We start from the raw sequence: 18,484 nt of genomic DNA, 5'->3' as shown, positions 1-18,484 counted from the left end.
CGAATGTCGAGGTCGCCGCACGCCGGGCGACGTGCCACACAGTGCGCCGCACAATACTTCGAGCGGAGCGCGCGCATGGCCGGGTCAGGTCGATTCTTCGAGGACTTCATCGTCGGCGACGTGATCCGCCACGCGACCCCGCGCACCGTGACGGTCGGCGACGTGGCGATGTATCAGGGGCTCTACGGCGACCGCTTCGTGGTGCAGTCCTCCGACGCGTTCGCGCGCCGCATCGGCTATCCGCGCTCGCCGGTCTCCGACCTCATCACGTTCCACGTCGTGTTCGGCAAGACGGTGCCGGACGTTTCTCTCAACGCCTTCGCCAATCTGGGCTATGCCGCGGGCAAGTTCCTGCTGCCCGTCTATCCGGGCGACACGCTGGTCTCGACCTCCGAGGTTATCGGCGTGCGGCCGACCTCAAAGGGCGACGCGGGCGTGGTGTGGGTGCGCACCCGGGGCGTGCGCTCCGACGGCGCGTCGGTGCTCGACTATGTCCGCTGGGTGCTGGTGCGCATGCAGGGCGGCCGGCCGGTGCAGGAGACCGTGGTTCCCGAGCTTCCGAGCGTCGTCGACCCGTCCGAGCTCGGCGCGGCCTGCCCGCGCATCGAGACGTCAGCCTGGGACGACGCCGAGGCCGGCTCGACCCGCCGCTTCGACGACTACGAGGTCGGCGAAAAGATCGACCATGTCGACGGCATGACGGTCGAGGAGGCCGAGCACCAGCTCGCGACGCGGCTCTGGCAGAACACCGCCAAGGTGCATTTCGACGGCTTCGCGCAGAAATCCTCCAAGATCGGCCGGCGCCTCGTCTATGGCGGCCACGTCATCAGCCTCGCGCGCGGGCTGTCGTTCAACGGGCTGGAGAACGCCTTCCACGTCGCCGGGATCAATGGCGGCCGCCACGTCGCGCCGATCCATGCGGGCGACACGCTCTATGCCTGGTCCGAAATCCTCGACAAGCAGCCGATCCCTGGCCGCGACGACGTCGGCGCGCTGCGGGTGCGCATGACCGGCGTGAAGGATTTTTCGACCGCCGGCTTCCCGCGGACGGGCGAGGACGGCAAGGATCACCCGAACGTGGTGCTCGACCTCGACCTGTGGCTGCTGCTGCCGCGGTGAGGCTGTAGGCGCGCGCAGGAAACGACGGCCGTCGTCCCGGGCTTGACCCGGGACCCAGAACCGAGCCCGCGGCGAAATCCGGCCTCGCCGGATCGGTTCTGGATCCCGGCTCTCCGCTCCGCTTTGGCCGGGATGACGCGCGGCGTTTCCGGTCGCAACGTCACGTCGTTCGCTCGCTTGACGCGTGATCCAATCCACTTGAGTCGCGCGGCCGTTGTCTTCTAGGATCAACATCCGTGCACGGATGGATCCGATGTCCGAAGAAAACGCTCAAACCGTCGAAGGCGAATTTTTTAAGAAATTCGTTCGAGAGCATCAGGATGTGTGTTTTGGTTGGTTCGCCTTCTTTGTATCTCTAAATATACTATTATTTGTTATTTATTTTTGTTGGTCGCGAAATGAAACGCCGATTCTTGCGTTAGAATTTGTGGCTTTGATTTCCGGAATGATCGGCGCTTCGATTTGGACGCTAAGGAGAATTTATACTGGATACGTGTCCGTCCGGATCGATCCCGTTGAATACACGATAACGCCGTCACAACGGTCCGACAAAATCTACGCGTTCTTATTTCTCAACATTCCGGGGGCTCTGGGCGCGTTCTATGCGCTTTTATTCTATATCGTCATCTCGTCGGGTTTGATCAGCGGCGAGTTTTTCCCGAAGTTTGATTGCAGCGCAAAAGATCAGTGCGACACGTTCTCCGGCGCGTTTCACAACTGGACGATCGTCGGCCCGACGTCATTCAACAAGCTGATCTTCTGGTGCTTCATGGCCGGGTTTATCGAGCGTTTCGTGCCGACGATGATCGGCGACATGTCGCGATCGAAAATCGCGTGATCCGGAGAGTCCGATCTCCTTAGGAAACGACGGCCGTCGTCCCGGGCTGGACCCGGGACCCGGGACCCGGATCCGAGCCCGCGGCGACATCCGAGCCCGCCGGATCGGCTCTGGATCCCGGCTCTCCGCTTCGCTTCGGCCGGGATGACGCGCGGCGTATCGCGCGCTTCACTGGAGACGCCGGACGTAGAAACGACGAAGGCGGCCCGAGAGCCGCCTTCGCTGCATTCAAACCGCCCGAGACGCCCTCAGGCCGCGACCTGCTCGCCGTCGGAGGCGTTGGCGGGCGTGGGCGTCTAGCGCAGGCCGAGTCCGCACAGCCGAAAGCCGTCGTCCCGGGCTTGACCCCGGACCCAGAACCGAGCCCGCCGCGAAATCCGGCCTCGCCGGATCGGTTCTGGATCCCGGCTCTCCGCTTCGCTTCGGCCGGGATGACGCGCGGCGTATCGCGCGCATCACTGGAGACGCCGGACGCAGAAACGACGAAGGCGGCCCGAGAGCCGCCTTCGCTGCATTCAAACCGCCCGAGACGCCCTCAGGCCGCGACCTGCTCGCCGTCGGAGGCGTTGGCGGGCGTCGGCATCGAGCGCAGGCCGAGGTCGGCGCCATGCAGGCGGGTCAGAACCGCGCGCGCGCCGGCGTCATAGGTCTCGGCGACCTGGCGGATCTCGTCGGCGTCGTCGAGACGGCGCTCGGAGTGCAGGACGTGCTCGCGCACGCGGATCATGATCATGGCGTCGTGCAGCGCCATCACGAGCGCGCGCTCGCCCTCGAGCAGCGGCGTCTGGGCGAGAGACGGCAGCGCCTCCTCGCGGCGCCAGGCCTCGACGATCGCGGTCCAGAGCGGCCAGCTGAGCGCCGCGCTGCGGGAGATCGGTCCCGCATAGGCGTCGAGGCCGGCGCGGAAGAACAGGCGCGTGGCGGTGGCGCTGACGCCGGCGAGGATCGCGCCGTAGACGTCGGAGAGACGCTCGACCATCGGGCGGCCGAGGTCGGCCTCGAAGCGCTCGAGCGCGGCGTCGCCCCAGTGCTTCTTGAACACCTCGGCGAAGACGGCGTCGATGAGATCCGTCTTGCTGTCGAAGTAGCGGTAGAGCAGCGCCTGGGTGACGCCGATCGAGGCCGCGAGGTCGCGGGTCGGGCCGCTGAAGCCGTGATCGGCGAAGAAGCGGCTCGCCGCCTCCACGATTTGGGCGCGGCGGGCGTCGCCGGCGAGGCGGGGCGCGCGACGGCGAAGCGCCGTTTCCCCGATCTTGATGACGGGCGCGACTGTCATGATCTGCCAGCCTTTCTCAATGCCGGGCGCAGGGCCGCGGATTTCCTGGCTGACACACTGACTCCGAGAGCAAAGCCAAAAAAATCCGGGTGAATCCGTATAGACAAGTTGTCGCACCTCCGGTAGGCGACGCCCGTGAAAGTGATAGATCGTGCGGATCACGTGATCGGAAAACGCCGCCTGCATTGAATGCAGCGCATGGCGGCCCATACCAAAGCGGGAAGCGCCGGAGGGCGCCCGCCGTTGCGCTGCGTCGCAGCATCCGATAGTCCACGGCCATAATTTGAAGAGGTCCAGACACGCCCATGGACTCAGGTAAGGCCGCGGCCAACCGGCCACTGTCGCCGCATCTGCAGATTTATCGACCCATGCTGTCGATGATTATGTCGATCGTGCACCGCATCACAGGCGCGGCGCTCTATTTCGGTACGGCGCTCATCGTCATCTGGCTGGTCTCGGCCGCCGCCGGTCCTTCCGCCTTCGCGGCCGTCCAGTCGATCTACGGCTCGTTCCTCGGGCAGCTCGTGCTGTTCGGCTACACTTGGGCGCTCGTCCATCACGCGATCGGCGGGATCAGGCACCTGATCTGGGACGTCGGCCGCGGCTTCGGCCCGGAGCGCGAGCTGCTCTACCGGCTGTCGCTCGGCGGCTCCATCGTCCTCACGATCGTGATCTGGATCGTCGGATACGCGCTCAAGGGCGCGGCCGGCTAAGGGAGTCCCCATGCGCACCCCGCTCGGACAGGTTCGCGGCCTCGGCGCCGCCAAGTCGGGAACGGAGCATTTCTGGGTCCAGCGGCTCACCGCCGTCGCCAACCTTCCCCTCACGCTCGTCTTCGTCGGCGTCGTGATCTCGCTTGCGGGCTCGAGCCACGCCGGCGCGACCGCCACGCTCGGCAACCCCTGGATCGCCATTCTGATGCTGCTCTTCGTCCTGTCGGGCGTCGTGCACATGAAGATCGGCATGCAGGTGATCATCGAGGACTACGTCCATCACGACCTGTGCAAGCTGCTGGCGCTGATGGCCAACACGTTCTTCGCGATCGTGATCGGCCTCGCGGCGGCCTTCGCGCTTCTCAAGATCAGCTTCGGAGTCTGAACCGCCATGGCTGCCAAGGCGAACGGCGCGAACGGAACCGGCCCGGCGGTCAACGGCCGCGCCTATCCGTTCACCGACCACAAGTTCGACGTCGTGGTGGTGGGCGCGGGCGGCGCGGGGCTGCGCGCGGTCGTCGGCTGCTCGGAAGCCGGCCTCAAGACCGCCTGCATCACGAAAGTGTTCCCCACGCGCTCCCACACGGTGGCGGCGCAGGGCGGCATCTCGGCCGCGCTCGGCAACATGGGCGAGGACGACTGGCGCTTCCACATGTACGACACGGTCAAGGGCTCCGACTGGCTCGGGGACCAGGACTCGATCGAGTACCTCGTGCGCAACGCCCCGGCCGCCGTCTATGAGCTCGAGCACTGGGGCGTTCCTTTCTCCCGGACGGAGGAAGGAAAAATCTACCAGCGCCCGTTCGGCGGCATGACGACCCATTACGGCAAGGGCACCGCGCAGCGCACCTGCGCGGCCGCCGACCGCACCGGCCACGCGATCCTCCACACGCTCTACGGCGCGTCGCTGAAGGCCAAGGCGCAGTTCTTCATCGAATACTTCGCCATCGACCTCATGATGAACGAGGAAGGCGAGTGCGTCGGCGTCGTCGCGCTCAAGATGGACGACGGCACGCTCCACCGCTTCCAGTCCAAGCGCACGATTCTCGCGACCGGCGGCTACGGCCGCGCGTACTTCTCCGCCACGTCCGCGCACACCTGCACGGGCGACGGCAACGCCATGGTGCTGCGCGCCGGCCTGCCGCTGCAGGACATGGAGTTCGTGCAGTTCCACCCGACCGGCATCTACGGCGCGGGTTGCCTCATCACCGAGGGCGCACGCGGCGAGGGCGGATACCTGACGAATTCCGAAGGCGAGCGCTTCATGGAGCGCTACGCGCCCTCGGCGAAGGATCTCGCCTCACGCGACGTCGTCTCGCGCTCCATGACGGTGGAGATCCGCGAGGGGCGCGGCGTCGGCAAGAACGGCGACCACATCCACCTCCATCTGGATCATCTCGACCCGAAGGTGCTGCACGAGCGCCTGCCGGGCATCTCCGAGAGCGCCAAGATCTTCGCGGGCGTCGACCTGACCAAGGAGCCGATCCCCGTCATCCCGACCGTGCACTACAACATGGGCGGCATCCCGACGAACTTTCACGGCGAGGTGCTGACCAAGGTGAACGGCGACCCGGATTCGGTCGTCCGCGGCCTGATGGCGATCGGCGAGGCGGCCTGCGTGTCGGTCCATGGCGCGAACCGCCTCGGCTCCAACTCGCTGATCGACCTCGTGGTGTTCGGCCGCGCCACCGCCGACCGCTGCGCAGCAACCCTCGAGCGCAACGCCAGCCACCCCGAGCTTCCGGCCGGCGCCTCGGATCTTGCGATCGAGCGGCTGGACCGCCTGCGCCACGCCTCCGGCGGCACGCCGACGGCCGAGCTTCGCCTCAGGATGCAGAAGGTCATGCAGTCGAACTGCGCCGTGTTCCGCACCGGCGAGGTTCTGGAGGAGGGCAAGGGCATGATCCACGAGGTGTGGTCGGGGGCCGAGGACGTGGGCGTCACCGATCGCTCGCTCGTCTGGAACTCCGACCTCATCGAGACGCTCGAATTCGACAATCTGATCGGCCAGGCGGTCGTCACGATGGAGAGCGCCGTCAACCGCAAGGAAAGCCGCGGCGCCCACGCCCGCGAGGACTATTCCGAGCGCGACGACAAGGAATGGATGAAGCACACGCTGGCCTGGGCCGACATGAGCGCCAAGACGGTCTCAATCGATTACCGCCCGGTCCACACCTACACGATGACCAACGACATCCAGTACATCGAGCCGAAGGCTCGCGTGTATTGACCGGTTCGGCGGCCCTTATCGCGGTCGCCGCCGCAATTTTACTGATGGGCGTAACCGTCTCGAGTGCGGTCCGCGCCGAACAATCCTGCGCCGCCCTCATCAAGGCCGGCGCACGCGTGATCGACACCTACGTCATGGACTTCGGTCCGGACGACAAACTGTACGTCTACATCCTCAGGACGCGCTCGGGCGCGACCGAGAAATGCACCAGCCAACGGCCTCTGCGGACGCAGGGGCGCTGAGGGAACAATGGTCCAGCTCACCCTCCCGAAGAACTCCCGCCTCGTCGAAGGCAAGGTCTGGCCGAAGCCGTCCGGCGCCAAGGAGACGACCGAGTTCAAGGTCTATCGCTGGAACCCGGAGGACGGGATCAATCCGCGCGTCGACACCTTCTACGTCGACCGCGGCGATTGCGGCCCGATGGTTCTGGACGGGCTGATCTGGATCAAGTCGAAGGTCGACGCCTCGCTCACCTTCCGCCGGTCCTGCCGCGAGGGCATCTGCGGCTCCTGCGCGATGAACATCGACGGGACCAACACGCTCGCCTGCACCAAGGGCATGGACGAGTGCAATTCCGGCGGCGCGGTGAAGATCTATCCGCTGCCCCACATGCCGGTGATCAAGGACCTGGTCCCCGACCTGACGCAATTCTACGCTCAGCACGCCTCCGTCGAGCCCTGGCTCAAGACCGAGACCCGCGCCCCCGGCACGGAGTGGCGCCAGTCGCGCGACGACCGCGAGAAGCTCGACGGGCTCTACGAGTGCATCCTGTGCGCCTGCTGCTCGACCTCGTGCCCGAGCTACTGGTGGAACGGCGACCGCTATCTCGGCCCCGCCGCCCTGCTGCAGGCCTATCGCTGGCTGATCGACAGCCGCGACGAGGACACCGGCAAGCGCCTTGACGACCTCGAGGATCCGTTCAAGCTTTACCGCTGCCACACGATCATGAACTGCGCGAAGGCCTGCCCCAAGGGGCTCAATCCCGCCAAGGCCATCGCGGAGATCAAGCACATGATGGTCACCCGCCAGTTCTGAGGTCCTCCGGATGACCGCCGACCGCGACGCATTCGTCACCGTCGCGGTCTGCTACAGCCTGCCGGCCGCGGTCGTCGCCCGCTCGGCGCTCGAGGCGCGCGGCCTGCCGACCTATGCGACCGGCCAATCCCTCGCCCATATCGACTGGACCCTGATGGTGGCGATCGGGGGGATCGACATTCGGGTTCCGGCCGATTGCGAAGCCGACGCCCGAGCGCTGCTCGGCGAGGGCGATCCTGTGCCGCTGCGCGAGACCTCGACCTTTTGGGCGCGGCCGGTGTTCTGGACCGCGCTGTCGGTCCCGGCCTACCTGATCCTCCATCTCTGGCCGCTCTGGCTGAGGCGTCTGAAATGACCGACGACGCCTTCGTCACGGTCGCGACCTTCGAGACGACCGCGGCCGCGATGGTCGCGATATCGGCGCTCGAGGCATATGGCGTCCGCTTCCACTCGCCGTTCCTTGAACAGGCGCGGCTCATTGGGCGCCCGCCGTTCTGGGGTCAGTCGATCGAACTCAAGGTCGCTGTCCGCGACGAGGTTTTGGCGCGCGAGATCCTGGCCGGACCGCCGCCCGCCGTCGGCGAGTAGCCCTCGCCTTCACGGTTGCCGCCTTTTTAGGCGTGCCTATCGCTCGACGACCCTGGAGCGCGCCCATACGTCCTTCCTCATCATCAAGGGAGGCTCGAATGGCCGAAGTCGGTGAAGACCGCGGCTGGACAGCGGAAAACGTCCAGCAGCTTCAGGAGCTCATCCGCGAGAAGGTCCCGGCGAGCATGATCTCGTTGCGGCTGCGCCGCAGCCAGGAGGACGTCCACGCCAAGGCGTCGGAACTCGGGATGGCGATCCCTCCGGAGTGAGCCGCCTGTTCTTCGCTCCCGCCTGAAGCCCTGGACGCTCCCACTGTCGTCCCGGGTCTGTCCCGGGATCCGGAAACTGAACCGATCAGCCGGTCTCGGCTCGGTCAGAGCGTCCGGGCGACGTCAGGCCCAGAGCGGCGAGACGAAGATGGCGATCGTCGTGAACAGCGCGAAAGCGAAGCAGGCCGAGCGCGGCGTCGCGCGGTCGGCGAGGTAGCACGCGACATAGCCGACCCGGAACAGGATCCAGGCGAGCGCGAGCGAGTCCACGAGGCTCGCAGGCCCGCCCTTGACGGTCGCGACCAGAACCGCGACGGCGAACAGCGGAAACGCCTCCCAGGCGTTGTTCTGGGCGGCGTTAGCGCGCTTTCGCCAGCCCTCCTGCCGGGCGAGCCATTCGCGCGGGCCGGCGTTGTCGAAGTCGCTCGCGCCGGCCTTGGCGATCCCGGCGCAGAGGATCGGCATGAGGCCCGCCGCCAGCACGCACCACAGCGCGATCGTCATGGCCTTTCCCCGGCGGCGGCGACCAGCGCCCGCTCGTAGATCCGCGTCAGCGTCTCGAGATCGGCGACCGCAACGCGCTCGTCGACCTTGTGCATGGTCTGGCCGACGAGGCCGAACTCCAGCACCGGGCAATAGGCCCGGATGAAGCGCGCGTCGGAGGTGCCGCCCGAAGTGGTGAGCGCCGGGCGGCGGCCGGTCTCGGCCTCCACCGCGTCGGCGATCGCCTCGACGAAGTCGCCCGGCGGGGTGAGGAACGCGTCGCCGGTGTTGGTCTCGAAGACGAGGTCGTAGGCGTCGCCGCCGATCGCATCGTTCAGCCGGCTACGGATCGTGTCTTCGAGGCTTCGCCACGTGTGTCCGTCATTGTAGCGGACGTTGAAGCGCGCGGTCGCGACGCCCGGGATGACGTTGAACGCCCCGGCGCCGCTCTCGACGCCGACCACCTCGAGGTTCGACGGCTGGAAATGCTCGGAGCCCTGGTCGAGCGGCTCGTCCATCAGCGCGGCGAGCGCGCGCTGCAGCTTGCGGATCGGATTGTCGGCGCGGTGCGGATAGGCGACGTGGCCCTGGACGCCGCGGATCGTGAGCGTCCCCGAATGGCTGCCGCGGCGGCCGACCTTGATCTCGTCGCCGAGCGCCTGCGGGTTCGAGGGCTCGCCGAGCAGGCAGGCGGAGAACGTCTCGCCCCGCGCCTGCGCCCAGTCGAGCAGCTTCGCGGTGCCGTTGACCGCCGGCCCCTCCTCGTCGCCGGTGATGAGGAAGGCGACGGGACCTGCCTCCGGCCGACGGGCGACGGCCGCCACCATGCAGGCGATCGCGCCCTTCATGTCGACCGCGCCGCGGCCGAAGAGCTCGCCGTTGCGAACCGCGCCCGAAAACGGTCCTTGGGTCCAGGCCGCCGCCTCGCCCACCGGCACGACGTCGGTGTGTCCCGCGAACACGAAGCTCGCGCCTTCGCCGCGGCGGGCGAACAGGTTCTCGACGTCGGGGGTGTTCTGGTCGGTGAAGACCGGGCGGCGGACCTCGAAGCCGAGCGGCGTCAGCAGCCCTTCGAGCAGCGCCAGCGCGCCGCCTTCGGCCGGGGTGACGCTTTCGCAGGCGATCAGGCCTTGCGCGACCGCGACGGGATCCCTGGGGTCGATGGTCATGGCTGCTTCGGCCTGTCGCGCCTCGGGTGAAAAACTCCGGAACAACCGCCCGTCATCCGGCCGAAGAGCCGGGATCCAGAACCGTCGACGGCGCCGAGAAGCCGTCATCGTTGGCGTGTCTGGATCCCGGGTCAAGCCCGGGATAACGCCTGGCGCGGCTTGCGCCGGCGGGCCCGAGCCCTGGGGCTTCAGTCCCGCAGCAGCTCGTTGATCGCGGTCTTCGACCGCGTCTGCGCGTCCACGCGCTTCACGATCACGGCGCAGTAGAGCGAGGGGCCGGGGGTCCCGTCCGGCAGCGGCTTGCCGGGCAGCGCGCCCGGCACCACGACCGAATATTCCGGCACTTCGCCGACGAAGACCTCGCCGGTCGCCCGGTCGACGATCTTGGTCGTGGCCGAGATGAACACGCCCATCGAGAGCACCGAACCCTTGCGCACCACCACGCCCTCGACGACCTCCGAGCGCGCGCCGATGAAGCAGTCGTCCTCGATGATCACGGGGCCGGCCTGCAGCGGCTCCAGCACGCCGCCGATGCCCACGCCCCCCGACAGATGCACGTTCTTGCCGATCTGCGCGCAGGAGCCGACCGTCACCCAGGTGTCGACCATCGTGCCGGCATCCACATAGGCTCCGACGTTCACGAAGCTCGGCATCAGCACGACGTTCGGCGCCACATAGGCAGAGCGGCGCACGATCGAGCCCGGCACGGCGCGAAAGCCCGCCTGCCTGAACTCCGGCTCCGTCCAGCCGTCGAACTTCGAGGGCACCTTGTCCCACCAGGTCGCCGCGCCGGGACCGCCCGGGATCGCGGCCATGTCATTGAGGCGGAACGACAGCAGCACGGCCTTCTTGGCCCACTGATGCACGGTCCACTTGCCGCCTTCCGGCACGGCGACGCGGATCTCGCCCTTGTCGAGGCCCGCGAGCGTGTGCTCCACGGCCTCGCGCGCGGCGCCGGTCGTCGCGGGGGTGATCTCGGCGCGCTTCTCCCAGGCGTCGTCGATCGCGGCGGCGAGGTCGGCGTGGGACATCTTTGGCTCTGGCTCCGGCAGGGATTTTGTCGGCGCGAGGTTTGAAGCGCCGGGAAGGGCGATGTCAATCATGAGCGCGCGCTCTTCGCGCTCTCAGTCCCTTCGTCTCGGACCTTTGGGTAGCCCTTTGGCTTCGCGCGCGAGGTCGGAGATGCGCACCTCGGCCTCTTGCTGGCGTTCGAGTTTCCGCCGCTCGTCGAACTTCGCGTATTCGCTTTCCGCTTCGCGTCTGCCGCCTTCACGGATCCGCCAGTCCGGAGCACGCCCCTCCCCAACTGCTAGAGTCGCTGCTCAAGCAGCCGCGTCGCGTCGGCCATCACGACGAGACGGCCGAGATCGAGCTGGTCCTCGAAAATGTCCAAAAGGATCGTGGTGAGCCGGTTGAGCTCTCGAATTTCCTGTTGAGCCAGGTAGTTTTTGGAGACGGCGACATCGGTCTTTCGAATGCTGTCATTGGGCCAGCCCTGCAGGCCCATGTTGTCAGCCTCGCAGTCCGCCCGAGCCGCGACGATCTCCGATGGCGTCTGCGAAACGACGGCATAAATCAGCTTCGCCTGTGTGCGTTGATAGAACTCCCGGGCCACATCCGTGGAGCCGTCATAGTCCTGGCACATCGCGCAGATGCTTCGAAGTTCCTTGTAGACGTTAGATTCATCTGCGCGAATGTCGCGAATAATATCGCGGAGCTCGGCGATCCGGTCGCTATGCTCTGGTCGCTTGAGCCGACCAGAGTCAATTACGAACCCTTTCTTTGCGAACTGAACCAATACGCCGGTCGCCCAGCGCCGAAAGACCGTAGCCTGGGCCGACGAGACCCGATAACCCACCGAGATCACGACATCGAGGTTGTAGGCGGTTGTGGGCCGGCCATTGGTTGTTTGCATTTTTTGCAAAGAAGTCGGCTCGTCGAGCTCGCCTTCCTCAAAAATGTTGGCGATGTGCCGGGAAATGACTGACACGTCCCGGCCGAAAAGCTGACCGATCTGGGCTTGAGACATCCAGAGCGTTTCGCTCGCATAGCGGATGTCAAGCCGAAGGCCCTTTTCAGTGGAGTAAACAAGAAAGCGGTCGCCCGTTTCGGCGTCCTCGGTCAGCTGAACAGGTCCGCCCTCGTTCTCGCCCATCGTCTCATCCGATCCAACCGACCGGAACATTATAGCAACATTTCATGCCGTCCCGTCGAGTCGGAGTTTCCGATGCCGGGACGCCGCCTTCACTTCGTCCCGTAGAGCCGATCTCCCGCGTCGCCCAGCCCCGGCACGATGTAGCCGTGCTCGTTGAGCTTCTCGTCGATCGCCGCGGTGTAGACGGGCACTTCCGGATGGACGGCCTCGAAGCGGGCGATCCCCTCGGGGGCGGCGAGCAGGCAAAGGAACCGCAGATCCTTCGCGCCGGCGTCCTTCAGCTCCTGCACCGCGTCGACGGCCGAATTGCCGGTCGCCAGCATCGGGTCGACCACGATCACCAGCCGGTCGCAGAGCTCGGCCGGGGCCTTGAAGAAGTAGCGCACCGGCTGGAGCGTCTCGTGGTCGCGATAGAGCCCGACATGGGCGACGCGCGCCGAGGGCACGAGGTCGAGCATGCCGTCCACGAGGCCGTTGCCGGCCCGCAGGATCGAGGCGAACACCAGCTTCTTGCCGGCGAGCTTGGGCGCGCGCATCGGCGCGACCGGCGTCTCGATGTCGACGAGCTCGACCGGGAGATCGCGCGTCACCTCATAGGCGAGCAGCAGCGAGATCTCCCGCAGCAGCAGGCGGAAGCTCGCGGTCGACCGGTCCTTCTCGCGCATGAGCGTCAGCTTGTGCTGCACCAGCGGGTGATCGATGACGGTGGCGTTCGGCATGGCGGTCAGGTTCTTCCAAGCGTCCAGGGGGTTCCGTGGCGGCCGGGCCCGAGCCCGAGATGGGCGCCGAGCGTCGCGCCGACGTCGGCGAAGCTCGCTCGCAGCCCGATCGGGCCTGGACCGAAGCCCGGCCCGAAGGCGAGCACGGGAACGCGCTCGCGGGTGTGGTCGGCGCCTTCCCAGGTCGGGTCGCAACCGTGGTCGGCGGTGACGACGCAGAGGTCGCCGGGCGAAAGCGCCGCGCGGATGTCCGGGATGCGCGCGTCGAAAGCCTCGAGCGCGGCCGCGTAGCCCGCGACGTCGCGGCGGTGGCCGTATTCGGTGTCGAAGTCGATGATGTTGGCGATCACGAAGCCGCCGTCCGGCAGGTCCGCCAAGGCCGCGAGCGCGGCGTCGAGCAGCGCGGCGTTGCCCTTGGCCTTCACGACGCGGCCCGTGCCCTCATGGGCGAAAATGTCGCCGATCTTGCCGACCGAGACCACCTCCCGGCCCGCCTGGCTTGCGCGGGCGAGCAGGGTCGGCTCGTGCGGGGGCGTGGCGTAGTCGCGGCGGTTGCCGGTGCGGGCGAAGTCCGCGGCGCCTGTCCCGACGAAAGGGCGGGCGATGACGCGCCCGACATTCAGCGGATCGACGAGGTGTCGGGCGATCTCGCAGAGCGCGTAGAGCCGCTCGAGCCCGAACGCCTCCTCGTGGGCCGCGATCTGGAACACGCTGTCGGCCGAGGTGTAGACGATCGGTTTCCCTGTCCGCACATGCTCCTCGCCGAGCCGTTCGATGATCGCGGTGCCGGAGGCGTGGACGCCGCCCAGCACGCCGGGCAAGCCGCCCTGCGCGACGAGATCCGCGATGAGCTCCGGCGGGAAGGCCGGGTCGGTCTTCGGAAAATAGCCCCAGTCGAACAGCACCGGCGCGCCGGTCAGCTCCCAGTGGCCCGAGGGCGTGTCCTTGCCCGAGGAAATCTCTTCCGCCGCGCCCCAGAGTCCGCCGGTCGCCGCGCCTTCAAGGCCGGGCGGCGTGCGGCCGGTCGCGATCCGCGCCGCCTCGCCGAGGCCGAGCGCGACGAAGTTCGGCAGCCGCAATGGCCCTGAGCGGAGGCCGGCGCGGGAGGCCGAACCCGCGGCCGCGGCCTCGGCGATATGGCCGAGCGTGTCGGCGCCCTCGTCGCCGAAGCGGGCGGCGTCGGGCGCGCCGCCGATCCCCACGGAATCGAGCACCAGAAGCAGCGCCCGGGTCACGCGATCCGCTCCAGCACGAGCGGGCGGCGCGCGGCCGCCTCCGCGGTCCGGTAGGCGGCCCGCACCGCGGCCGCCGCGCGCTCGGCCGCGCCGGCGTCGCGCGCATGCACGATCGCGAGCGGCCGGTCGGGGCCGACCTCTTCGCCGACGCCTGCGAGCCGGTCCAACCCGACCGAGACGTCGATCCCGTCCTCCGCGCGGGTCCGGCCGCCGCCGAGCGCCACGACCGCAAGGCCGAGCGCGCGCGTCTCGACCCCCGCCACGACGCCCGGCCGCTCCGGCGCGACGGCAAGCGTGGTCCTGGCCTCCGCCAGATGGGCGCGCGGACGGTCGACGAGGTCGGAAGGCCCGCCGAGCGCCGCGACCATGCGGGCGAAGCGTTCGGCGGCGGCGCCGGACGAGATCGCCGCGGCGATCCGCGCCGCCCCCTCCTCGGCCGAGGCCGCGAGGCCGCCTTGCGCCAGCGTCTCGCCGCCGAGCGCCGCGGTGACCGCGACGAGCCGCGCGTCCTCGCGCCGCCCCGCAAGAATCTCGACCGCGTGCAGGATCTCGAGCGCGTTGCCCGCGACCGGGGCAAGCGGCTCGTCCATGTCGGTCAGCAGCGCCGAGGTCTTGAGCCCGGCGCCGTTCGCGACCTCCACCAGCGAGCGCGCGAGCGCGCGGGCGTCGTCGATCGACGCCATGAAGGCGCCCGAACCGGTCTTCACGTCGAGCACCAGCGCCGAGAGGCCCGCCGCGAGCTTCTTCGACAGGATCGAGGCGGTGATGAGCGGCAGCGACTCCACCGTCGCGGTCACGTCGCGCGCGGCGTAGAGGCGCCGGTCGGCGGGGGCGACGTCCTGCGTCTGCCCGACGATCGCGCATCCGGCGTCGCGCACCGCGGCGCGGAACACGCCGACGTCGGGCCGCGTCATGTAGCCCGGAATGGCGTCGAGCTTGTCGATCGTGCCGCCGGTGTGGCCAAGGCCCCGCCCTGCGATCATCGGCACGAAGGCCCCGCAGGCCGCGAGCGCCGGCGCCAGGATGAGGCTGACCGTGTCGCCGATCCCGCCGGTCGAATGCTTGTCGAGCGCCGGGCCCGGCAGGCCCGACCAGTCGAGCGTGCGGCCGGACGCCGTCATGGCGCGGGTGAGCGCGACCGTCTCGTCGCGGTCGAGGCCGTTCAGCCACGCGGCCATGGCGAAGGCGCCGAGCTGCGCGTCGGTCACCGCGCCCGAGACGACGCCCTGAACGAACGCCTCGATGGTCTCGGGCGGCAGTCGCCCGCCGTCGCGCTTCAGGCGGATGATCTCCTGCGGCGGAAGCCCCGCGGTCATGGCCGCGCGCCCTGAAGAATCTCAGGGCCGAAGCTCTCGGGCAGCAGCTCGCCCGCCGTGAAGCGGCGCCGCACGCCTTCGGGCCCCGCGATCACGACGGCCGCGTCGGGGCCCGCGAATTCGCGGATCCGCTGCCGGCAGGCGCCGCAGGGGGTGCAGAGGCCCGCGCCGCCGCCGATCACGAGGATCGCCGCGAGACGGGTCTCGCCGCCCGCCACCATCGCCGACAACGCGCCGACCTCCGCGCAGGCGCCCACCGGATAGGCGGCGTTCTCGACGTTGCAGCCTGCGAAGATCGCCCCGCCCGCCCCAAGGACCGCGGCCCCGACCGAAAAGCCCGAATAGGGGGCGTAGGCGCGCGCCCGGGCGCCCGCCGCGGCGTCGAACAGGGCGGCGAGGCTGGTCTCGTCGATCATCGGGTTCGGAGCTTCCGGGAGGGCGGGAGGCGGCGGTCGGCCAAGGATAGCGCCGAGATTGCGGTGGGCAAACGCCCATCGCCCGCAAGTCGTCCTCGCCAGTCCGGCGCCTTGCTTGCATGATGACAGTCAGATGACGCTTCGGCGCATCGACCGGAGGGGCTGGGCATGCGCCGACGCATCCGCTTCCTGTCTGGCCTCGCGCTTGCGGCGGCCGCGTCGCTGTCGCCCGCCGCGGCGGCGGACAAATCGGGCGTGCCGGTCGATCTGGAGCTCGTGCTCGCGGTCGACATCTCCTACTCGATGGACGCCGAGGAGCAGGAGATGCAGCGCGAGGGCTATCGCGCCGCGATCGTCTCCCGCCCGGTGCTCGAGGCCATCGCGCAGGGCATGATCGGCCGCATCGCGGTCGCCTATGTCGAATGGGCCGGCGCCGAGGAGCAGCGCGTCGTCGTGCCCTGGACGCTGATCGACGGCGCCGAAAGCGCCGCCGCCTTCGCCGAGAAGCTCGCGGCCGCGCCGCTGCGCCGGGCCTACCGCACCTCGATCTCGGGCGCGCTGGTGCATTCCGCCAAGCTCTTCGAGACGAGCGGGTTTTCGGGCGCGCGCAAGGTCGTCGACATCTCGGGCGACGGGCCCAACAACCAGGGCGAACCGGTCGAGCTCGTGCGCGACGAGGTGCTGGACCGTGGCATCACGGTCAACGGCCTGCCGCTGATGCTGAAGCGCCCGAGCTTCGCCATGATGGACGTCGGCGACCTCGACGCCTACTACCGCGACTGCGTCATCGGCGGGCCGGGCGCCTTCATGGTGCCGGTGCGCTCCATCGCGCAGTTCCCGGACGCCGTCCGCACCAAGCTCTTGATGGAGATCGCGGGCCTGGCCCCCGACCATCCCTCGATCGGGCCCGGCGGCCTCGCCTCGGTTCCGGTCGCAGCCGAGCGCGTGAGATCCGACTGCACCTCGGGCGAGCAGCTCTGGCGCGAGCGCTTCGGCAACTGAACGGCTTCGGGGACGCGTGCGGAGCGGCCGTGCTATGAGCGCCGCCGCCCCGCCCGAGCGTCCGAGTTCTCCCGATGTCGCTGTCTCCCGAAATCCTTTTGATGTTCGCGTTCGTCGGCCTGTTCGCCGGCGCGGTCGACGCGATCGCGGGCGGCGGCGGGCTCATCACCGTGCCGGCGCTGCTGCTCGGCGGCCTCGACCCCGTCTCGGCGATCGCCACCAACAAGCTGCAGGGCTCGATCGGCACGGCGGCCGCGACCTGGCGATTCGCCCGCGCCGGCATGATCGATTTCCGCTCGCGCTCGACCTGGGGGCTGGCGGCCGCGGCCTTCGTCGGCGCGGTGATCGGCTCGGCGCTGGTCGCGGTCGCGCCCGTGGAGGCGATGCGGATCGCGCTGCCGTTCCTGCTGATCGCGGTGGCGCTCTACTTCGCCTTCGGGCCGAGGATGTCGGACGTCGACGCCGCGGCCCGGATGACGCCGCTCGCCTTCGGCCTCGGCGTCGTCGCGCCGATCGGGGCCTATGACGGGCTGTTCGGCCCCGGCGCCGGGTCGTTCTACATGATCGCGCTGGTGGCGCTCACCGGCGTCGGGGCCGCCAAGGCCGTGGCGCGCACCAAGCTCCTCAACATGTCGTCCAACCTCGCCGGGCTCATCGTGTTCGTGGCGGCGGGACACGTGGTCTGGCTCGCGGGCTTCGCGATGGCGGCCGGCACGATCGCCGGCGCCCAGCTCGGCTCGGCGCTCGCGCTGAAGCACGGCGTGAAGCTCGTCCGCCCGCTGGTGATCGTGGTGTCGCTCGCGCTCGCCGCGCGGCTGATGTTCGACCCCGCCCATCCGGTCGGGCAGGCGGTCCGGAGCGCGCTCGGGCGCTAAGGGCAAGGCGCGTTCCATCGCGCCGGCGCCCGATCCCTGATCGGCCGCGTCGCGATCCCTGACCGATCCCGTTGCAATCCCTCAGGCTGACGTGTAAAAGCCCCGCTTCCGCGCGGGTCCGGCTGTATGGGCTGCCGTGGCGCGCCATCAACAGCTCGAGGTTTTTCGGCTGACCTCACCGCTCCGGTTTTCCGGCGCGGCGAAGCCAGTCGCAAATCGCCTCACCAGATCGGAGAGCGAAATGCCCAAGCTCAAGTCCAAGTCGGCGGCGAAGAAGCGCTTCCGCTTCACCGCGACCGGCAAGGTCATCTCCGCCCAGGCGGGCAAGCGCCACGGGATGATCAAGCGCACCAACAAGCAGATCCGCAACCAGCGGGGCACCACGATCCTGACGCCGGCGGACGCCCGCATCGTCAAGTCGTTCCTGCCTACGGCTGATCGAGCTTTTCGCGCTTTTCACCCCTTCAGACGTTTGAGAGATAGACCATGGCTCGCGTGAAACGGGGCGTTACGTCCCACGCAAGCACAAGAAGACCCTCGACGCGGCGAAAGGCTTTTACGGCCGCCGCAAGAACACGATCCGGGCCGCCAAGGCCGCCGTCGATCGGTCGATGCAGTACGCCTACCGCGACCGCAAGAACAAGAAGCGGACGTTCCGGGCGCTCTGGATCCAGCGCATCAACGCCGCCGTGCGCGAGCACGGCCTGACCTACAGCCGCTTCATCGACGGCCTCGCCAAGGCCGGCATCGAGGTGGATCGCCGCCTGCTCTCCGAGCTCGCCATCGCCGAGCCCGCCGCCTTCGGCGCGCTCGCCGCGAAGGCCAAGGCCGCGCTGCCGCAGGCGTGAACGTTCTGAAGCGTCTTCGGGCGCTTCTGCGATCCAGAACAGAGCTCGTCATGCCCCGGCTTGTCCGGGGCATCCAGTCTTCCGCAGCTCCTTCGCTCGATGATCTGGCCTGGATCCCCCGGACAAGCCGGGGGATGACGTTGCGTTTCATGATCGGCCGGGTATGTCTTCCGCCGATCGTAAGAAGCGGCGTCCTTT

General features: G+C 68.5%; 21 protein-coding genes and 2 pseudogenes. 14 read left to right on the top strand and 9 right to left on the bottom strand.

What is annotated here, in order from left to right:
- Window positions 1-75 precede the first annotated feature (75 nt).
- A complete protein-coding gene (locus K6K41_RS14570; protein WP_261401131.1) occupies window positions 76-1,119 on the top strand; it encodes a MaoC family dehydratase in 1,044 nt (347 codons plus the stop codon).
- Between the two features lie 253 nt (window positions 1,120-1,372).
- Window positions 1,373-1,957, top strand: coding sequence for a hypothetical protein (locus tag K6K41_RS14565; RefSeq protein ID WP_261401130.1), 585 nt, complete (start codon window positions 1,373-1,375; stop codon window positions 1,955-1,957).
- Window positions 1,958-2,492: 535 nt separating this feature from the next.
- On the opposite strand, the gene K6K41_RS14560 is transcribed toward K6K41_RS14565, so the two are convergent.
- Window positions 2,493-3,233: a TetR/AcrR family transcriptional regulator gene (locus K6K41_RS14560; RefSeq protein ID WP_261401129.1), complete on the bottom strand. Its 741-nt coding sequence runs from the start codon at window positions 3,231-3,233 to the stop codon at window positions 2,493-2,495.
- Window positions 3,234-3,538: 305 nt separating this feature from the next.
- Here K6K41_RS14560 and sdhC point away from each other — a divergent pair, with 305 nt between their 5' ends.
- The 8 genes from sdhC (at window position 3,539) to K6K41_RS14520 (ending at window position 8,068) form a co-directional block, all read left to right on the top strand.
- A complete protein-coding gene (gene sdhC, locus K6K41_RS14555; RefSeq protein ID WP_261401128.1) occupies window positions 3,539-3,946 on the top strand; it encodes a succinate dehydrogenase, cytochrome b556 subunit in 408 nt (135 codons plus the stop codon).
- A gap of 10 nt (window positions 3,947-3,956) precedes the next feature.
- Window positions 3,957-4,331, top strand: a complete 375-nt coding sequence (sdhD, locus tag K6K41_RS14550; RefSeq protein ID WP_261401127.1) for a succinate dehydrogenase, hydrophobic membrane anchor protein — start codon at window positions 3,957-3,959, stop codon at window positions 4,329-4,331.
- Between the two features lie 6 nt (window positions 4,332-4,337).
- Window positions 4,338-6,176, top strand: coding sequence for a succinate dehydrogenase flavoprotein subunit (sdhA, locus tag K6K41_RS14545; RefSeq protein WP_261401126.1), 1,839 nt, complete (start codon window positions 4,338-4,340; stop codon window positions 6,174-6,176).
- Window positions 6,173-6,418: a hypothetical protein gene (locus K6K41_RS14540; protein ID WP_261401125.1), complete on the top strand. Its 246-nt coding sequence runs from the start codon at window positions 6,173-6,175 to the stop codon at window positions 6,416-6,418. The genes sdhA and K6K41_RS14540 overlap by 4 nt, the downstream gene beginning before the upstream one ends.
- A gap of 7 nt (window positions 6,419-6,425) precedes the next feature.
- Window positions 6,426-7,211, top strand: a complete 786-nt coding sequence (locus tag K6K41_RS14535; protein WP_261405614.1) for a succinate dehydrogenase iron-sulfur subunit — start codon at window positions 6,426-6,428, stop codon at window positions 7,209-7,211.
- A 10-nt stretch (window positions 7,212-7,221) separates the two neighbouring features.
- Window positions 7,222-7,566, top strand: a complete 345-nt coding sequence (locus K6K41_RS14530; protein ID WP_261405613.1) for a hypothetical protein — start codon at window positions 7,222-7,224, stop codon at window positions 7,564-7,566.
- Window positions 7,563-7,799 (top strand): hypothetical protein, encoded by a 237-nt coding sequence (locus K6K41_RS14525; protein WP_261405612.1) that lies wholly within the window; start codon window positions 7,563-7,565, stop codon window positions 7,797-7,799. Before K6K41_RS14530 ends, K6K41_RS14525 begins: the two co-directional genes overlap by 4 nt.
- Before the next feature lie 98 nt (window positions 7,800-7,897).
- On the top strand, window positions 7,898-8,068 hold the full coding sequence (locus K6K41_RS14520) for a hypothetical protein (protein WP_261405611.1): 171 nt from the start codon (window positions 7,898-7,900) through the stop codon (window positions 8,066-8,068).
- A 123-nt stretch (window positions 8,069-8,191) separates the two neighbouring features.
- Here the strand turns inward: K6K41_RS14520 and K6K41_RS14515 are convergent, their stop codons facing one another.
- From K6K41_RS14515 to K6K41_RS14480, 8 genes are all read right to left on the bottom strand, one after another.
- Window positions 8,192-8,572: an MAPEG family protein gene (locus K6K41_RS14515; protein WP_261405610.1), complete on the bottom strand. Its 381-nt coding sequence runs from the start codon at window positions 8,570-8,572 to the stop codon at window positions 8,192-8,194.
- Window positions 8,569-9,714 (bottom strand): succinyl-diaminopimelate desuccinylase, encoded by a 1,146-nt coding sequence (gene dapE, locus K6K41_RS14510; protein ID WP_261405739.1) that lies wholly within the window; start codon window positions 9,712-9,714, stop codon window positions 8,569-8,571. The genes K6K41_RS14515 and dapE overlap by 4 nt, the downstream gene beginning before the upstream one ends.
- Window positions 9,715-9,908: 194 nt before the next feature.
- On the bottom strand, window positions 9,909-10,751 hold the full coding sequence (gene dapD / locus K6K41_RS14505; RefSeq protein ID WP_261405609.1) for a 2,3,4,5-tetrahydropyridine-2,6-dicarboxylate N-succinyltransferase: 843 nt from the start codon (window positions 10,749-10,751) through the stop codon (window positions 9,909-9,911).
- Window positions 10,752-11,029: 278 nt separating this feature from the next.
- Window positions 11,030-11,875 carry a virulence RhuM family protein gene (locus tag K6K41_RS14500; protein ID WP_261405608.1) on the bottom strand — a complete coding sequence of 282 codons (846 nt, stop codon included), beginning with the start codon at window positions 11,873-11,875 and terminating at the stop codon, window positions 11,030-11,032.
- 89 nt (window positions 11,876-11,964) lie between these two features.
- Window positions 11,965-12,594, bottom strand: coding sequence for a uracil phosphoribosyltransferase (gene upp, locus K6K41_RS14495; protein ID WP_261405607.1), 630 nt, complete (start codon window positions 12,592-12,594; stop codon window positions 11,965-11,967).
- 5 nt (window positions 12,595-12,599) lie between these two features.
- Entirely contained in the window at window positions 12,600-13,829 is a 1,230-nt protein-coding gene (locus K6K41_RS14490) for a phosphopentomutase (protein WP_261405606.1), read from the bottom strand.
- A complete protein-coding gene (deoA, locus tag K6K41_RS14485; RefSeq protein WP_261405605.1) occupies window positions 13,826-15,145 on the bottom strand; it encodes a thymidine phosphorylase in 1,320 nt (439 codons plus the stop codon). Before deoA ends, K6K41_RS14490 begins: the two co-directional genes overlap by 4 nt.
- Entirely contained in the window at window positions 15,142-15,561 is a 420-nt protein-coding gene (locus K6K41_RS14480; RefSeq protein WP_261405604.1) for a cytidine deaminase, read from the bottom strand. Before K6K41_RS14480 ends, deoA begins: the two co-directional genes overlap by 4 nt.
- Window positions 15,562-15,729: 168 nt before the next feature.
- Here K6K41_RS14480 and K6K41_RS14475 point away from each other — a divergent pair, with 168 nt between their 5' ends.
- The 4 genes and pseudogenes from K6K41_RS14475 (at window position 15,730) to rplT (ending at window position 18,286) form a co-directional block, all read left to right on the top strand.
- Window positions 15,730-16,563, top strand: a complete 834-nt coding sequence (locus tag K6K41_RS14475; protein WP_261405603.1) for a DUF1194 domain-containing protein — start codon at window positions 15,730-15,732, stop codon at window positions 16,561-16,563.
- A gap of 74 nt (window positions 16,564-16,637) precedes the next feature.
- A complete protein-coding gene (locus K6K41_RS14470; protein WP_261405602.1) occupies window positions 16,638-17,438 on the top strand; it encodes a TSUP family transporter in 801 nt (266 codons plus the stop codon).
- A 241-nt stretch (window positions 17,439-17,679) separates the two neighbouring features.
- Window positions 17,680-17,868 (top strand): annotated as a pseudogene (gene rpmI, locus K6K41_RS14465) (50S ribosomal protein L35); the annotation flags it as partial.
- Between the two features lie 56 nt (window positions 17,869-17,924).
- Window positions 17,925-18,286: pseudogene (rplT, locus tag K6K41_RS14460) on the top strand (50S ribosomal protein L20).
- The last annotated feature ends 198 nt before the right edge of the window (window positions 18,287-18,484 follow it).

Origin of the sequence: Chenggangzhangella methanolivorans, assembly GCF_019797865.1 — a bacterium.
Classification (GTDB): domain Bacteria; phylum Pseudomonadota; class Alphaproteobacteria; order Rhizobiales; family Methylopilaceae; genus Methylopila; species Methylopila methanolivorans.
Note: the sequence above shows the minus strand (reverse complement) of the source record. Positions and strands in the feature narration are given on the sequence as shown.

Bases quoted from the DNA above. Each gene is read 5' to 3' on its own strand.
- K6K41_RS14500 (WP_261405608.1), bottom strand. From the start codon at position 11,875: ATGGGCGAGAACGAGGGCGGACCTGTTCAGCTGACCGAGGACGCCGAA.
- K6K41_RS14480 (WP_261405604.1), bottom strand. From the start codon at position 15,561: ATGATCGACGAGACCAGCCTCGCCGCCCTGTTCGACGCCGCGGCGGGC.
- K6K41_RS14535 (WP_261405614.1), top strand. From the start codon at position 6,426: ATGGTCCAGCTCACCCTCCCGAAGAACTCCCGCCTCGTCGAAGGCAAG.
- K6K41_RS14525 (WP_261405612.1), top strand. From the start codon at position 7,563: ATGACCGACGACGCCTTCGTCACGGTCGCGACCTTCGAGACGACCGCG.
- sdhA (WP_261401126.1), top strand. From the start codon at position 4,338: ATGGCTGCCAAGGCGAACGGCGCGAACGGAACCGGCCCGGCGGTCAAC.
- K6K41_RS14570 (WP_261401131.1), top strand. From the start codon at position 76: ATGGCCGGGTCAGGTCGATTCTTCGAGGACTTCATCGTCGGCGACGTG.
- K6K41_RS14470 (WP_261405602.1), top strand. From the start codon at position 16,638: ATGTCGCTGTCTCCCGAAATCCTTTTGATGTTCGCGTTCGTCGGCCTG.
- K6K41_RS14475 (WP_261405603.1), top strand. From the start codon at position 15,730: ATGCGCCGACGCATCCGCTTCCTGTCTGGCCTCGCGCTTGCGGCGGCC.
- sdhC (WP_261401128.1), top strand. From the start codon at position 3,539: ATGGACTCAGGTAAGGCCGCGGCCAACCGGCCACTGTCGCCGCATCTG.
- K6K41_RS14565 (WP_261401130.1), top strand. From the start codon at position 1,373: ATGTCCGAAGAAAACGCTCAAACCGTCGAAGGCGAATTTTTTAAGAAA.
- K6K41_RS14520 (WP_261405611.1), top strand. From the start codon at position 7,898: ATGGCCGAAGTCGGTGAAGACCGCGGCTGGACAGCGGAAAACGTCCAG.
- K6K41_RS14515 (WP_261405610.1), bottom strand. From the start codon at position 8,572: ATGACGATCGCGCTGTGGTGCGTGCTGGCGGCGGGCCTCATGCCGATC.
- sdhD (WP_261401127.1), top strand. From the start codon at position 3,957: ATGCGCACCCCGCTCGGACAGGTTCGCGGCCTCGGCGCCGCCAAGTCG.
- K6K41_RS14530 (WP_261405613.1), top strand. From the start codon at position 7,222: ATGACCGCCGACCGCGACGCATTCGTCACCGTCGCGGTCTGCTACAGC.
- K6K41_RS14560 (WP_261401129.1), bottom strand. From the start codon at position 3,233: ATGACAGTCGCGCCCGTCATCAAGATCGGGGAAACGGCGCTTCGCCGT.
- dapD (WP_261405609.1), bottom strand. From the start codon at position 10,751: ATGTCCCACGCCGACCTCGCCGCCGCGATCGACGACGCCTGGGAGAAG.
- upp (WP_261405607.1), bottom strand. From the start codon at position 12,594: ATGCCGAACGCCACCGTCATCGATCACCCGCTGGTGCAGCACAAGCTG.
- deoA (WP_261405605.1), bottom strand. From the start codon at position 15,145: ATGACCGCGGGGCTTCCGCCGCAGGAGATCATCCGCCTGAAGCGCGAC.